The following is a 15,736-nucleotide window of genomic DNA, read 5'->3' on the forward strand; positions in this document are numbered from 1 at the left end:
TTGAGGCTACCCCATGATCGATATCTGCGCCGTCATACTGGACTTCAACCGCAAGCGTGAAGCGGAACGTCTGGCGATGAAGTATCACAATATGACTACTTCGCCGTTTGTTTTTTTGCGTGCCACCTGCCATCTGTTTTACGCCCGTCTGGCCGCCGCGGCCAAGCTGGCACCGGTGCCGCTGACTTGGTGCATGGGCGACCTGCACTTGGAAAATTTCGGCAGCTATAAAGCCGATAACCGCTTGGCCTATTTTGATCTCAATGATTTCGATGAAGCCGTGCTGGCACCGCTGAATTGGGAATTGCTGCGGCTATTAACCAGCATACAGGTGGCGGCCGACAGCATGGCCGTCAGCGCACCCGAAGCGCGCGAGTTAGCGGAAGAATTTTTGCTGCATTATCGGCAGATTCTCAGTCAGGGCAAAGCCTATTGGATCGAGCGCGAAACCGCGCAAGGCTTGGTGCGCAATTTGCTCAGCGAATTAAAATTCCGCCAACGCAGCGATTTTCTCGACCGCCGCAGTTATTTTGAAAACGGCCAACGACGGCTGCGCATCGATGGTAAAAAAGCGCTGGCTGTAAGTGCTAAGCAAGCTGCCAAAGTGACGCGTTTTCTAAAAGCATTCGCACTGACCCAAAGCGATAAGAAATTCTTCAAACCGCTCGACATCGCGCGTCGGGTGGCCGGCAACGGCAGCCTCGGCGTCGAGCGCTACATCATTCTGGTACATGGTAAAGGCGGCACCAACGGCAATTACCTGCTCGACCTGAAACAGGCATTACCCTCCTCGTTAATTCCATTTTTAGACACCCCACAACCGCAGTGGAAATCCGAAGCCGAGCGCGTGGTGACGATACAAAAACGCATGCAAGCGATGTCGATGGCGTTTTTGCAGGATGTGCAAATCGACGGCCAATCGTATTTGCTGCGCGCTTTGCAACCAGCCGAAGACCGCATCAATCTCGATAGTTCGGCCAGTTCTTATGCCGATTTAAAACAAGCCATAGGCGTGATGGGCATAGTAGTCGCTTCGGCGCAGTTACGCAGTGCCGGCCGTTCCGGCTCGGCCAATGCCGATGCCTTGATCGCGCATGCTGCCGACCAGAGTTGGAGCAAACCACTGCTCAAACGCAGCCGCGAGTGCGCCAAACAAGTACAAGAAGATTGGAAAACCTATTGCAAGGCGTATCAGCGAGGCGATTTCAGCTTGCCAAGCTGAACAAGGGGAGCGCCGTCAGCGGCACTCCCTACTGCTTATCAGTGCTGCAGCATGGCGTTGATCTCATCGAGATCGGCTTCTTTGAGAATGCCGGCCGCGGCTTTCAAGCGCAAGCCGCTCATCACGGTATCGTAACGTGCCTTGGCCAAGGTTTGGCGGGTGGTATATAACTGTTGCTGGGCATTGAGCACATCGATATTGATGCGCACGCCGACCTGATAACCGAGCTTGTTCGAGTCGAGTGCCGATTGGCTGGAAATTTCTGCCGCCTCGTAGGCCTTCACCTGAGCCAAGCCGCTGGTGACACCAACATAGGCTTGGCGCGCGCCGAGTGCCGCAACGCGCCGCGCCGTTTCAAAATCATTACGCGCTTTATCGGTCAGGGCTATCGCTTCGTTAACTCTGCTGCTGACGGCAAACCCGGCAAACAGCGGGATATTCCACTGCACGCCGATGGCGCTCGGATTGCTCACACCGGTGCTGGAGACGCCAGACGCACCGCCGGAAGAATTGCGCCCAGTGCTGGCGACCAGATCAACGGTAGGATAATGGCCGGCGCGATTGCGCTCGATTTCACGCTTGGCAATTTCGACACTCACTTGCGAGGCGACCACCGAGAAATTCTGTGCTTCGGCCGAACTCACCCAATCTTCGATCCGTTGCGGCTGCGGCGGCGCTAACTGTATGCCAGGTTTCAACATGGCCAATTCACCGCTTTCCTTGCCGATGATTTGCTGCAGTGCCGAGCGTTTAACTTGCAAATCGCTTTGTCCGGCAAATTCCTGCGCCACGATCAAATCATAGCGCGCTTGGGCTTCGTGGGTATCGGTGATGGTCGAAGTACCGACATCAAAATTGCGCTTGGCCGAGGCCAACTGTTCGGAAATCGCCAGCTTTTGCGCTTGTAAGGTGAGCAAGTTGTCTTGCGCCGTCAAAACATCAAAATATGCTTGCGACACGCGCACGATCAAGTCTTGACGTGCTTGTGCAAACACAGCATCACTGGCGACGACCGATAACTTACCCTGTTCGTATTGCTGCCAGTTAGCCCAACGAAACAGTGGCTGCGTCAATGCCAGCGTCACGGTGTTGACGGAATTGCGCGCTACGCCATTGCCATAGCCGGGCAAGTCGAGTTCATTGCGAGTCCGTGAAATCGTGTCAGTGCCACTCAATCCTATGCTGGGCAGCAAACCGGCGCGCCCCTGTACGCTCTTTTCCATTCCCGCCACTTGCGCCGCACGTGCGCTGGCATACTGGGCATCATTGGCAAGCGCATCTTGGTAAGTCTGCAACAAATCGGCAGCATGGGCAGGAAAAGCAAAAAACGCAGCGGCAAGCAAGCTGGCGAGAACAGGATTACGCATTGAACGCTCCGAAGGATGGTATGAGTTAATAAGTCGGCATCTGAGGATCGACCTGAGTAGCCCAAGCATGGACACCACCACTCAGATTGATCACCTGGGAAAACCCCTGACGTTCGAGAAAATTTGCCACTTGCATGCTGCGTGCGCCATGGTGGCACACACAGACAATCGGGCGATCGGCATCGAGCTCATTGAAACGCGCGGGCACATCGTGCATCGGTATAAGCAGCACGCCGCCTATGTGACAGGTCTCGTGTTCCCAAGGTTCCCGCACATCGAGCAGTAACGGTGCCGGCTTGGCCGAGTCGGTCAGCCAGAGTGCGAGTTCAGCCGCAGAGATAGTTTGCATATGCGATAACTCCTGCAAGGTTCAGAACGAGAAAGCTGCGGCTGGCACCGATCCCGACAGCGCAGGCAAGACGGTATCGAACACAATACGGGTAGCAAACTCGGTGGCGCTGACACGGGTAGTTAATTGCGCATGCATCATTGGCAAGACGCCGGTCACGGCCAACAAACGACCGCCGACCTGTAACTGCTCACGCAGATGCGCCGGTACGGCATCGATGGCACCGGCTATCGCGATGACATCATATTTGCCGCTTTGTTGGGTCGACAAGCCATCGGCGAGTATGACACTGACATTGCGCACGCCATCGGCATGCAGATTATGCTCAGCCAATTCTTTCAGGGCCGGTACGGCTTCGAGTACCGTCACATGCTGGGTCAAATGGGCCAGCAAGGCAGCCAAGTAACCGGATGCAGCACCGATGAGCAGTACTTTGTCGGTCTTGACCACGTCGAGTTCTTCGACGAAACGCGCTTCCATCTTCGGGCTCATCGCCACCGCCGTACCAGGCAGGGGTAATTCAGTATCGAAGAAAGCCAGGCTTTTCTGATCCTGCGGGAAATAATTTTCACGTTTCACAACAATCAGCATGTCCAGAATAGCCTTGTCCAACACGTTCCACGGACGGATTTGCTGTTCTATCATGTTGAAGCGGGCTTTTTCGATATTCATGTCTTCACTCGATTGCAAAAATTATGGGAACCCGCATTTTAACAAATGCCGGTGCCACGATTAAGAAATACCGCGCTGTTTTTAGCACTGACGATCAATTCGCAGCGGTAGAGGCGGTCGGCTTGATCAACAAGCCATGCAAAGCCATCTCTATGTAGTGCTCGAGGTAGGTGCCGAGTTGTGCTGCCGGCACTTGACACATTCCACTCGAATGTTTCCACATCATCATCATGATCATCGGCGCGACCAGCAAACGCGTGTCAATTTCCAAATTGACAGTCCGAATTTCGCTGCGTGCCATGCCGCGTGCGAGTATGCTGGCGACCAGCTTTTCACCGCGACTGACCACTTCGTCCTGATAAAAGTTAGCCAGTTCCGGGAAGTTTCCTTCTTCGGCCATCATCAGCTTCGGCAGGCCGGAAAGCTTGGTGGCCCCGATATCAGTCCACCAACTCATTGCCACCAGCCGAAATAAGGCTTCCGTGCTGCCGGTAAATTCGTCTATGATGCCTTCGGCCCGGCCTATGCTCGGTACGATACTTTCACGAACCACGGCCTTGAACAAATCTTCTTTACTCGAAAAATACAAATACAGCGTGCCCTTGGAAACACCGGCAGCGCGTGCGACATCATCGAGTCGGGTCGCTGCAAAGCCGCGTTCGACAAACAAATCGAGGGCCGCTGCCAACAATTCCTGAGGCCGCGCTTGTTTGCGGCGCTCCCATTTGGGTTTGAATGGACATGACATAATAACAATAACCTGATTAACCAAATAGCTTTCCGGCTCGTGCCGGTGAGAATAACTTACTCTAGAGTCAGTAATATAATCCGCTACTCAGGCAGCGTCAAGCGCCCATTGCTATGCATGATCGCGAAAACAGCGCGGCAAAGCCAGAATGATGTGATGAATTGCTGAAACAAGCAGCTGAAATGACAGCATGGCCGATCAAGCGGAAACGCTATGTCGCAGATAACAGAATATTGACGAAAGAAACGCCATGAATTGTCGCGACCACTGCGGTGCCTGTTGCATCGCCCCATCAATCACCAGTCCCATCCCCGGGATGCCCAATGGAAAGCCGGCCGGCATCCGCTGCATACAGTTGGGCGACGATATGCGCTGCCGCATTTTTGGCCGGCCGGAGCGGCCGGCATTTTGTGCCGGATTGCAGCCAGCCGCCGATATGTGCGGTAACAACCGAGAACAGGCGCTACGCTGGTTGGACGAGTTGGAATTTGCCACCAGGCCGGATAAGCTGGCCCCCCGGCTGCGGTGAGCTGATCCATCAAACGCTAGGAGCCTGAGCAACGAGGGCGAACGATATTGGCAAGCGTGTCGGCAAGCACTGGAGCAAATATTTGAAGCGGACCGCGCGATCACTTTTCAGTCACTTATCCGCAGAACCGGCACCGGTCGATTTCATGCTCGAGCGCTTTAAATTAGCGGCCGCCAGTGGACCACGCTGAAATATCAGCTCAAGCGCAGCGCGCCTGTCACTTATAGCTTGATACGCATACTGTCACCATTCAGAAACTGCATGGTGACACCATCCTCATGCGGCATGATGCGCGTCAGATGTTGTTCGAAGCAATTGGCATAGACTTTTTTACCATCGGCACGAAAAATACCAAACCAACGCTTACCGCTGGCCACCATCTTCGAGGCGGAATTGGCCGCTACCAGCAGGTATTCGGCATCGCGTATGCGTAAGCTGGCCGAAAGCAGTTCCCCGCGTGAAAATACCGCCGGCAAGTGCGCCGAGATGATGCGTTGACCATGGCGTTCGACTTCCATCAATACGCCCTTGGCAGCTTGAAACGGCACCACGGTAAATTGATACATGCCCATGCGCGTCGGTACACGCGCGGCGATTTTGGCGCTTTCTTCAAAATCGGCGAAATATTCGTGTTGCGCAGGCAATGCGCGGCTGGCGATAGTCGGTACGGTGCTCATGGTGTTTCTCCTCCGGTAAGCAAAACGAGCTGGCGACTGGACGCAGATACGAGCAGAATCAGCACTGATACAGTATTGCGAGAATAAACAAAGTTCTCAATTGAAAACTAAAAGGTACTGAAAAACAGTACCTTTCGTCCATCCACGCAGGAGAATTGCTGGCTTAGACCAAATAGTACATAATCCGCCGCCGAACGCTGCTTGCCGTTCCGGCAAAAAGCCAAGCCCGCAACGAGCCCGCATGGTAAGCTTCGTGCCGTTCGAAACCACCTCCACTTTCTCATTTAACGGCATACCATGGACTTATTACTGGCAATTAAAACGATCATTATGGGCATCGTCGAAGGCTTGACGGAATTTCTGCCTATCTCCTCAACCGGGCATTTGATTTTGACCGGCAGCTTGCTCAACTTCACTGGCGAAACACAGAAAGTATTTGAAATCGTGATACAGGCCGGTGCGATTTTCGCCGTGTGCTGGGAATACCGCGCCAAGATCGCCAGTGTGCTCGGTGGTTTGGGCAGCGATCCCAAAGCGCGCAAATTCATGCTCAATCTGATTGTCGCGTTCTTGCCGGCGGCCGTGCTCGGTGTGCTGTTTTCCAGGAGTATTAAAGCGGTCTTGTTTGCGCCGGTTCCCGTGGCTTTGGCCTTCATCATCGGTGGTTTGATCATACTGTGGGTGGAACGCAAGCATCAGCAGGTCGATGTCAGCGATGACAGTCATGCGCGCATCAAGAGCGTCGATGATATGAGCATGCTCGATGCCCTCAAAATCGGTCTGGCCCAATCGTTGGCTTTGATTCCAGGAACCAGCCGTTCCGGTGCCACGATTATCGGCGGCATGTTGTTCGGTTTATCGCGCAAGGCAGCCACCGAGTTTTCCTTCTTTTTGGCCATTCCTACTCTGCTCGGCGCGACTGTGTATTCGCTGTATAAAGCGCGTAATGAATTGTCGATGGCCGATTTGCCGATGTTCAGTTTAGGTACCGTCGCCGCCTTCATTTCCGCATTTTTCTGTGTGCGTTGGCTGCTGCGCTATATCAGCTCGCATAATTTTAATGTTTTCGCATGGTATCGCATCGCATTCGGGATTATGATATTAGTGACTGCTTACACTGGTACCATCGCTTGGGTTGATTAATTCTGTGTCACTGAATCGCATGAACGAAACCGCGCCCGATACCGTTGCCGAAGCCTTGCACTTGTTGCAAACGGTATTCGGTTATCCGGCCTTCCGCTTGCAGCAAGGCCAAATTGTCGAACACGTCGTCCATGGTGGCGACGCGCTCGTGCTCATGCCTACTGGCGGCGGCAAATCGCTGTGCTACCAAATTCCTGCCTTGGTACGCAAGGGCGTCGGCATCGTGGTCTCGCCGCTGATCGCTCTCATGCAAGACCAAGTCGATGCACTCGATGAAGTCGGCGTGCGCGCCGCCTTCCTCAATTCCACGCAAAGTTTTGAGCAAATTCTCGCGGTCGAAAAGAAAATGCGCGAAGGCGAACTCGATCTGGTCTATATTGCGCCGGAACGTTTGCTGACGCAGCGTTGCATGGAACTGCTGCAAGTCATCGACATCGCCTTGTTTGCGATCGATGAAGCACATTGCGTATCGCAATGGGGTCATGATTTCCGGCCAGAATACATCCGCCTGTCGGCCTTGCACGAGCGCTTTCCACATGTGCCGCGGATTGCCCTCACTGCAACAGCTGATCAGCAAACGCGCGATGAAATCATTCATCGGCTGCAGCTCGAAAATGCCCTGCAATTCGTGTCGTCCTTCGACCGTCCCAATATTCGCTATCAAATCGTCGAAAAAGCCAACGGGCGCAAACAATTACTCGATTTCATCGAAGCCCAACACAATGGCGACGCCGGCATTGTGTATTGCCTGTCGCGTAAAAAAGTCGAAGAAACGGCCGAATTTCTCAATGAACACGGCATCACGGCACTGCCTTATCACGCCGGCATGGAGATGCAATTACGCAGCCGCAATCAAGCGCGTTTCTTGCGCGAAGAAGGCATCGTCATGTGCGCCACGATTGCCTTTGGCATGGGGATAGACAAGCCCGACGTGCGCTTCGTGGCCCATCTCGATTTACCGAAAAGCGTGGAAGGCTACTATCAGGAAACCGGTCGTGCCGGTCGCGATGGTGCGGCTGCCAATGCCTGGATGGCTTACGGTTTGCAAGATGTGGTGCAACAACGCCGCATGATCGATGAATCAGAAGCCGACGAAACGCATAAGCGTGTACTGGGCGTAAAACTCGATGCCATGCTGGCCTTGTGCGAAACGCTCAATTGTCGGCGTGTGCAATTGCTCGATTACTTTGGCCAAGCCTCGCAAGCTTGCGGCAATTGCGATACCTGCATCACGCCGCCGACCTCGTTCGATGGCAGTGTGGCAGCGCAAAAAATTCTCTCTACCGTGTATCGGGTCGACCAGCGCTTTGCCGCCGGTCATGTGATCGATATTTTGCGCGGCATCGATACCGAACGGGTGCAGCAATGGCGCCACGCGCAACTCTCCACCTTCGGCATCGGTTCCGATAAAAGTGAAGCCGAGTGGCGCGCCCTGTTGCGGCAATTGATCGCGCTCGGTTTGCTGGCGGTCGATTATGAAAATTACAGTTCGCTCAAACTGACCGAGCAGTCACGCGCCGTGTTGCGCGGCGAATTGAAAGTACAACTGCGCCAGTATAAAAAAGCCGAGAAGGCTGTCAAGCATAAACGGCAGTCGGCTAAAGATTTTTCCGAGAGTGAATTATCTAATGATGAACAGGTCTTGTTCGATAAATTACGCTGGTGGCGCGTCGAAACGGCGCGCACCCACAATGTGCCGGCCTATGTGATTTTTCCCGATGCGACGCTGCGTGAAATCGCCCGACAGGCACCGCCCTCGCTGGCCGATCTGCGCGCGATTTCCGGCGTCGGTGATAAGAAGCTCGAGAGCTATGGTGCCGAAATTCTGAGCTTGATCGCCCAGTTGCTCGGGCGTTAAGATCATGGAAGCTCATCTTAGCGCTGCCGCCTTGAGCACCGTGCCAGCGGACAGCAAACAACAACGCCGCCTGCAAATGGCCGATATTGCCAGGCTCGCTGGCGTCTCGACCTCGACCGTGTCGCGCGCCTTGAGTGGCAGCCCGCTGGTAAATGAAGAAACGCGTGTGCGCGTGGCTGAACTGGCACGCTCGCTCAACTATGCAATCAATATCGGTGCACAAAATTTACGTCTCAAGCAAAGCCGCACCGTGGCCGTGGTGGTACCGTATGAAAGCGAACAGCGCCAACATTTGTCTGATCCGTTTTTTCTCAGCATGCTGGGCAGTTTGGCTGATGCGCTGACTGAACGCGGTTTCGATATGCTGCTTACGCGCGTCGATGCCGAACGGCTCGACAGCGTGGCGCAAATTTACGATACCGGCCGCGCACTCGGCATCATCCTCATCGGCCAGTGGCGCCATCACGATCAATTGAATCAATTGGCGGCACGCCATGTACCCGTGGTGGTCTGGGGGGCGCAATTGCCGCAGCAATTGTATGTCACGGTAGGCAGCGATAATGTCAGCGGCGGCGCTTTGGCGACTCGCCATTTAATCGACAGCGGCCGCCGACGCATCGCTTTTTTCGGTGATATCCGTTTGCCCGAAGTGGCGCAACGCTATGCCGGTTATTGTCAGGCACTCAGTGCCGCCGGCCTCACTACCGAGCCGCAATTGCTGATTGCCGCCTCGTTTACCGCCGATGCCGGCCGCCTTGCAGTAGAGCAACTGTGCGGCAGCGGCGTGGCCTTCGATGCTCTGTTCGCTTGCAGTGATTTGCTGGCAATGACGGCCATCAATTCGCTCCGCGACAAACACTTCCGTGTGCCAGATGATGTCGCGGTGGTTGGTTTTGACGATATCGAATTAGCGCGCTACTTTCACCCACCACTGACAACGGTGCGACAAACCATCGCCGTTGCCGGTACCGCCTTGGTCAGCGCCGTGCTGGCCTTGGCCGAGCAACGCGGCAGTGCGCCGTGCTTGCTGGCTACCGAGCTGGTGATACGCGACAGTAGCCGAGCCTGCGCTTAGGACCATATCACGCGGACAGGTGAAAACCATGGCTACAATCGATTGCAATTCACTCTTAATCAACTCTGTTTGATACCATTTTCAGCACAAAATAATGCTGCATCACAGCAATTCCTTGTTGCCGCGAGCATTTGTTGCATAATTCAAACAGTATTTTCGACCCCCTCCGCCCTCTCAGTGTAGTCTACCAACTCGAGCTTTCAGTAAATTTAACCGGATCAAGCGCGAACGCAGGAGATTTGCTGCATCGCATTATTGCAATCGATTGCAATAACTTTTCCTCTGCCTGATAATCTGTCTCACCTGCAATGTACAGGCCGCGATCAAACTGACTCAAACACACAAATTACAATCGGTTGCATATAAAACTGAACACGGAGACTCTCATGCCCACATCGACACCCCAATTAACCCGTATCGCCAGCTTGGTATCGCTGGCAGTATTCCAAATGAGTTCGGCCTTGGCTCAACAAGCTGCGGTCCCGGTCGAGAACGACAAAAATTCGCTCAACCTCAATTCTGTCATCGTCACCGGTACCGCCATCCGTACCTCGAAGATGAAAGCCAGCGTTTCGATCAGCTCGCTCGATGCCGACCAAATCGCCCAGGCGGCGCCAACTAATGCGGCTGAAATTCTGCGCTCGGTACCAGGCGTGCGCGCTGAATCCTCGGGTGGTGAAGGCAATGCCAACCTGACGGTGCGCGGCGTACCCATCTCGGCCGGCGGCGCACGGTATGTACAATTTCAAGAAGATGGTTTGCCACTGCTGCAATTCGGCGATATCGCCTTTGCCACGCCCGATATGTTCTTGCGTGCTGATGGCGGCCTCAGTCATTTGGAATTCGTACGCGGCGGGACGGCTTCGACCATGGCGACCAATGCGCCAGGCGGCATCGTCAACTTCATCACTAAAACCGGCCAAGAAAACGGCGGCAGCTTGGGCATTACCAAGGGCGTCAATTTCGATGAAACCCGCTATGACTTCGATTATGGCACTGCCATCGCGGCTAAAACACGCATGTTTGTCGGCGGTTTTTATCGCACCGGTGATGGCGCGCGCCCAGCCGGCATGAATGGCGAAGATGGCGGCCAGTTGCGCGCCAATATCACACAAGAACTCGAGAATGGCTATATCCGCCTGAGCGTCAAACATCTCGACGACAAAACACCGATGAATATGCCGCTGCCGGTAAAAACCGTCAATGGCTCGATTTCCGCCTTGCCGGGCATGGACCCGCGCACTGCCAGCTTTTATTCGCCATACTGGACACCTGACCTGGTGCTCGACAAGAACAACAATAAAATCGCCACTAATATCAATGATGGCTTGCATGTGGTGAATAATGCCTTCGGTGCCGAAGCCTCGCTTGATGTTGGCAACGGCTGGAAGTTCGATGACAAATTCCGCAAGTCGACCAATACCGGACGTTTTATTTCGCTGTTCCCCGGCGATAACGGCTCGGTTCAAAGCGGCATGAGCTACGCGACCGGCCCGAATGCCGGCAAAGCCTACACCGGCGCAGCCTTCACCGAAACGGTGTTCAATGTGTCGCTCGATGATCTCGGCAGCACCGTCAACGATGCACGTTTGTCGAAAGTGTTTGAACTGGCCGGTGCCAAATTGGCGACTACGGTCGGCTATTACAGCTCGCTGCAACATGTCGGCTTGACCTGGAACTTCAACCAATACCTGTTGCAAGCCACCGGTGACAAACCGGCCTTGCTCAATTCGGCCGCCACCATTGCCGGCTCACCGGGTTTGTTAGCGCAAGGCACCAGCGTGTTCGGCGGTTGCTGTAACCGTGTCATCGATGCGCAATACAAAACCAATGCGCTCTATACCAATTTGGGCTGGGAAAGCGGCGACTGGAATCTCGATGGCAGCCTGCGTTACGACAAACAGCAAGCCAGCGGGGTTTATAACCAAGCGGTCAAGCAGTTGTACTCAACGGCCAACGCCAAATACATCGATTACGGCGTCAACCATACTTCGTACTCCTTCGGTGCCAATTATCGTTTGAACCGGGATCTGGCGCTGTTCGCCCGCACCAGCGACGGTATCGCTTTCAATGCCGACCGCATCATGTTCGGTAATCCACTCGACGGCAGCGTTCCTATCAGTACCAATATCGTCAAGCAAAATGAAGCTGGTGTGAAATGGAAGCGAGATAATTTCAGCAGTTTCATCACGCTGTTCCAAGCCAAGACTACGGAATCGAATTACGAAGCAACCACGCAGTCTTTCAGCGCCAACAGTTATGATGCCAAGGGTGTGGAAATCGAAGCCAGCTATCGCCTCGGCGACTTCCGTGTCAGCGGCGGCCTGACCTATACCGATGCCAAGATCGTCGCTGCCAGTGATCCGACTACCATCGGTCACGCGCCACGTCGCCAAGCTAAAGTGATTTATCAAATTGCGCCGACCTATACCTTTGGCAATGCTGTCATCGGTGCCAGCGTCATCGGTACCGGCAAATCCTTCGGCGACGATGCCAACACCATCACCTTAGACGCCTTCCGAGTGCTCAATACCTTCATCAATTATCAAGCGACTGAGCGCTTGCAAGTGTCCCTGAGTGCGAACAATCTGCTCAACACCATCGGTTATACCGAAGTTGAGGGCGATGGTCATGCCGCCCGCTCGATCAACGGCCGTACCCTCAGAGCAACTGTAAAGTACGCGTTCTGATTGTCTTTATCTCCTCGTAGTGTTGGCTGCCCTTGCTGGTAAAAGCAAGGGCAGCGTTTTCTTTCACTCCTTAATTTCTTAATTTTCACGACCCACCATGCTTTCTCGCTCGCTCCACGATCGTTGCCTGTCCCAATTACTGACTGCCGTGCCAGCGGCATTGCATGCGTCCGTCAGCGCGCGCTTTCACCAACATGCAGACCATCTGCTGACGCGCTTGCAGGCGCTGTATGGCAGCAGCTTCGCCGACGCAGCGGCCTACCAAACTTGGCTCGACAGCTTTTTGTGCAGCATAGGCGAAACCCTGGCACAGCGGCCAGCGGCATTGCTGGCCCACGATGCACAACGGGTGGCTGAGCCGGACTGGTTTTTACGTGAAAACATGCTCGGCTATTGCGCCTATGTTGATCGCTTCAGCGGTACGCTGTCGGGTTTATCGGCGCGCATTCCGCACTTGCAAGAACTGGGCGTCAACTATTTACACTTACTGCCGTTTTTACAAGCCCGCGCCGGCGAAAACGACGGTGGTTTCGCGGTGGCCGACTTTGATCAAGTCGAAGCAGCCTTAGGCCAGAATGCCGATCTGGAACAGTTGAGCGCGCAATTACGCGCGGCCGGCATCAGTCTGTGTGCCGATTTCATCCTCAATCATGTGGCCGACGACCATCGCTGGGCGCAAGCGGCAAAAGCCGGTGATCCGCACTACCGCGACTTTTTTCATCATTTCCCCGATCGTCAATTGCCCGACGCGTATGAAGCGCAGTTGCCGCAAATTTTTCCGCTGGTCGCTCCCGGTAATTTCAGTTACATCGAGCCTATGCAAGCCTGGGTCTGGACCACTTTTTATCCGTATCAATGGGATTTGAACTATGCCAATCCGGCCGTGTTTGCCGAGATGAGCAGCGCCATGCTGCGCTTGGCCAACCGCGGCGTCGAAGTGTTTCGACTCGATTCCACGGCGTTTTTATGGAAGCGCGCAGGCAGCAATTGCATGAATCAGCCGGAAGCGCATTGGCTGCTGCAAGTCTGGCGCGCACTGACAGCCATCGTCGCGCCGGCGGTATTACTCAAAGCGGAAGCCATCGTGCCGACGGCCGACTTGCCAGCCTACTTAGGCGGCCCGCAACAGCCAGAGTGCCATATCGCTTATCACAGCACCTTGATGGCAGCATCTTGGGCGGCGCTGGCCGAACAAGACACCAGCATGCTGCAGGCGGTGATCGCCACCACGCCGGCACTGCCGCCAAAGACCAGTTGGCTGACCTATGTGCGCTGCCATGACGATATCGGTTGGAATGTATTGCGTCCCGAAGCCAGTTTACTCAATGCCGATGGGGGCGCGCGCTTGGCAGCGATCAGCCGTTTTTATGCCGGTACCGATGGCAGTGGCGCGCGCGGCGCCAGCTTTCAAGCCAGCGATCCACAAGCCGTGCACGGCACGGTCGGGATGGCGGCGGCGCTGTGCAGTCTCAGTCTGACACCGAGCCCGGCGCAGCGCGCTGCCGCACGCGCACGCATGTTGCTGTTGTTTGGCGTGAGTCTGTATTTCGGTGGTCTGCCTTTGCTTTATATGGGCGACGAATTCGCTCAAGATAATGATGCGCAGTATGCCGATATGACGGCGCAAGCCTTGGATAGTCGCTGGCTGCACCGACCGCACTGGGATGAGCAAAGCTACCGCAGCCGCCATGACCGCAGCAGCGACGCCGGTGCGATGTTCACGGCCTTATCGAATTTATTACGCACCCGCCGCCAATTGCCGCAACTGGCAGCACGCCAGCCGCGCCGCTTGCTAAGCTGCGCCAATCCGGCCATCTTGGCCTTGTTGCGCGGTGAAGGCAGCCAAGTACTGCTGTTACTGGCGAATTTTTCTGAACACGCCTGCGTGCTCGATCTGGCTACCCTGCTGCCGCCGCAAGATGCCGCGCAAGCTTGGTTCGATCAGCTCAGCAACACGCAACTGAGCACCCAGATCACGCTGGCAGCTTGGTCGCAGCAGTGGCTGACGCCAGTCCCGGTCTTACCTCACCATCAGGAGTCCATCGCATGACTATCCGCTCCGCTTGGCAACGCGTGACGCACAAACCAATGCTGAGTTTTCGGCAGATACTGAATATGAATATCGGCTTTTTCGGGATTCAGTTCAGCTTTGGTCTGCAACAAAGCAGCATGAGTCCGATTTACAGCTATCTCGGTGCCGATGAAGCCAGCCTGCCCTATCTGTGGCTGGCCGGGCCAGTCACCGGCTTATTGGTGCAACCGCTGATAGGCGCGCTCAGTGACCGCACGGTCAGTCCTTGGGGCCGGCGCACGCCGTATTTCTTGATCGGTGCCATCTTGTGCAGCCTCGGTTTGCTGCTGATGCCTTTCAGTTCCAGCTTGTGGATGGCCGCCAGTATTTTGTGGATACTCGATGCCGCCAACAATGTCACCATGGAACCTTACCGTGCCTTCGTCAGCGACCGCCTCGAACCGAGCCAGCACTCACTCGGCTTTCTGACACAAAGCGCCATGACCGGCTTGGGCCAGACGCTGGCTTACCTGACCCCGTCGCTGCTGGTTTGGTTCGGTATGAGCCGGGATGCAGTCAATGGCAACCAGATTCCCTACATCGTCATCAGCGCCTTCTTAATCGGTGCGGTGTTCTCGCTGTCATCGATACTGTGGAGCCTGAAGACGACCCCGGAACTTGCGCTCGATGCCCAGCAATTGGCAGCAATTCAAAGCCAGCCACGCGGTTGGCGTGCCATCGCTACCGAGCTCATCAGCGCCGTCCTCGAGATGCCGCCAACGATGCGACAACTGGCGCTGGTCAAACTGTTTCAATGGTATGGCATGTTCTGTTACTGGCAATATATCGTGCTCTCGCTCGGGCGTACCCTGTTCGACAGTACGCTGCCGGGCGCTGCCGGTTTGCGCGAAGCCAGCCTGCTCAACGGTAAAATCGGGGCCTTCTATAATTTCGTCGCCTTTGTCGCCGCCTTCGCCTTGGTACCGTTTACCCGCAGATATGGCCCGAAAATCACCCATGCGGTGTGCCTGGTTCTGGCCGGCCTTGCCATGCTCAGCATTCCTTCGCTGCATACGCCATTCTGGCTATGGCTGCCGATGTTAGGCATAGGTTTAGCCTGGGCCAGCATCATGGGTAATCCGTATGTGATGTTGGCCGGCTGTATTCCGGAACAACGCACCGGCGTGTATATGGGGATCTTCAATATGTTCATCGTTATCCCGATGATCATACAAATTTTTACCCTGCCCTTGATTTACCACGCTTGGCTGGGTGGCAATCCGGAAAATGTCATCCGTTTGGCCGGTGCCTTGCTAATCTGCGCGGCCGTGGCAGTGAGTATGGTGAAACTGCTGCCGGCAAAAAAAATCTGAGGCCACTTGTCGGGACGGGTCG

13 protein-coding genes are annotated in these 15,736 nt (G+C 55.0%); 8 read left to right on the forward strand and 5 right to left on the reverse strand.

Translation table 11 applies throughout. The annotated features are described in order from the left end of the window. Positions 1 to 13: 13 nt before the first annotated feature. On the forward strand, positions 14 to 1,222 hold the full coding sequence (locus tag RHM61_RS02720; protein ID WP_322249599.1) for a DUF2252 domain-containing protein: 1,209 nt from the start codon (positions 14 to 16) through the stop codon (positions 1,220 to 1,222). A gap of 38 nt (positions 1,223 to 1,260) precedes the next feature. On the opposite strand, the gene RHM61_RS02725 is transcribed toward RHM61_RS02720, so the two are convergent. From RHM61_RS02725 to RHM61_RS02740, 4 genes are all read right to left on the reverse strand, one after another. Beyond that, on the reverse strand, positions 1,261 to 2,589 hold the full coding sequence (locus tag RHM61_RS02725; RefSeq protein ID WP_322249600.1) for a TolC family outer membrane protein: 1,329 nt from the start codon (positions 2,587 to 2,589) through the stop codon (positions 1,261 to 1,263). Between the two features lie 25 nt (positions 2,590 to 2,614). Next, positions 2,615 to 2,938 (reverse strand): rhodanese-like domain-containing protein, encoded by a 324-nt coding sequence (locus RHM61_RS02730; RefSeq protein WP_322249601.1) that lies wholly within the window; start codon positions 2,936 to 2,938, stop codon positions 2,615 to 2,617. 21 nt (positions 2,939 to 2,959) lie between these two features. Beyond that, positions 2,960 to 3,610, reverse strand: a complete 651-nt coding sequence (locus tag RHM61_RS02735; RefSeq protein ID WP_322249602.1) for a protein-L-isoaspartate O-methyltransferase — start codon at positions 3,608 to 3,610, stop codon at positions 2,960 to 2,962. A gap of 94 nt (positions 3,611 to 3,704) precedes the next feature. Continuing rightward, entirely contained in the window at positions 3,705 to 4,358 is a 654-nt protein-coding gene (locus RHM61_RS02740; RefSeq protein WP_322249603.1) for a TetR/AcrR family transcriptional regulator, read from the reverse strand. Positions 4,359 to 4,608: 250 nt separating this feature from the next. On the opposite strand from RHM61_RS02740, the gene RHM61_RS02745 reads away from it, so the two are divergent. Further along, positions 4,609 to 4,887, forward strand: a complete 279-nt coding sequence (locus RHM61_RS02745; protein WP_322249604.1) for a YkgJ family cysteine cluster protein — start codon at positions 4,609 to 4,611, stop codon at positions 4,885 to 4,887. A gap of 221 nt (positions 4,888 to 5,108) precedes the next feature. Here RHM61_RS02745 and RHM61_RS02750 read toward each other — a convergent pair whose 3' ends face one another. Then, positions 5,109 to 5,564 carry a hypothetical protein gene (locus RHM61_RS02750; RefSeq protein ID WP_322249605.1) on the reverse strand — a complete coding sequence of 152 codons (456 nt, stop codon included), beginning with the start codon at positions 5,562 to 5,564 and terminating at the stop codon, positions 5,109 to 5,111. Between the two features lie 297 nt (positions 5,565 to 5,861). On the opposite strand from RHM61_RS02750, the gene RHM61_RS02755 reads away from it, so the two are divergent. From RHM61_RS02755 to RHM61_RS02780, 6 genes are all read left to right on the forward strand, one after another. Further along, positions 5,862 to 6,707 carry an undecaprenyl-diphosphate phosphatase gene (locus RHM61_RS02755; RefSeq protein WP_322249606.1) on the forward strand — a complete coding sequence of 282 codons (846 nt, stop codon included), beginning with the start codon at positions 5,862 to 5,864 and terminating at the stop codon, positions 6,705 to 6,707. Positions 6,708 to 6,726: 19 nt separating this feature from the next. Further along, on the forward strand, positions 6,727 to 8,565 hold the full coding sequence (gene recQ, locus RHM61_RS02760; RefSeq protein ID WP_322249608.1) for a DNA helicase RecQ: 1,839 nt from the start codon (positions 6,727 to 6,729) through the stop codon (positions 8,563 to 8,565). A gap of 4 nt (positions 8,566 to 8,569) precedes the next feature. Then, a complete protein-coding gene (locus RHM61_RS02765) occupies positions 8,570 to 9,640 on the forward strand; it encodes a LacI family DNA-binding transcriptional regulator (RefSeq protein ID WP_322249610.1) in 1,071 nt (356 codons plus the stop codon). A gap of 386 nt (positions 9,641 to 10,026) precedes the next feature. Continuing rightward, a complete protein-coding gene (locus RHM61_RS02770; RefSeq protein ID WP_322249611.1) occupies positions 10,027 to 12,330 on the forward strand; it encodes a TonB-dependent siderophore receptor in 2,304 nt (767 codons plus the stop codon). Positions 12,331 to 12,427: 97 nt separating this feature from the next. Then, positions 12,428 to 14,380 carry an alpha-amylase family glycosyl hydrolase gene (locus RHM61_RS02775; RefSeq protein ID WP_322249612.1) on the forward strand — a complete coding sequence of 651 codons (1,953 nt, stop codon included), beginning with the start codon at positions 12,428 to 12,430 and terminating at the stop codon, positions 14,378 to 14,380. Continuing rightward, entirely contained in the window at positions 14,377 to 15,714 is a 1,338-nt protein-coding gene (locus RHM61_RS02780) for an MFS transporter (RefSeq protein WP_322249613.1), read from the forward strand. The genes RHM61_RS02775 and RHM61_RS02780 overlap by 4 nt, the downstream gene beginning before the upstream one ends. The last annotated feature ends 22 nt before the right edge of the window (positions 15,715 to 15,736 follow it).

Source organism: Undibacterium sp. CCC3.4 (genome assembly GCF_034347425.1).
In the GTDB taxonomy this organism is placed as follows: Bacteria; Pseudomonadota; Gammaproteobacteria; order Burkholderiales; family Burkholderiaceae_D; genus Undibacterium.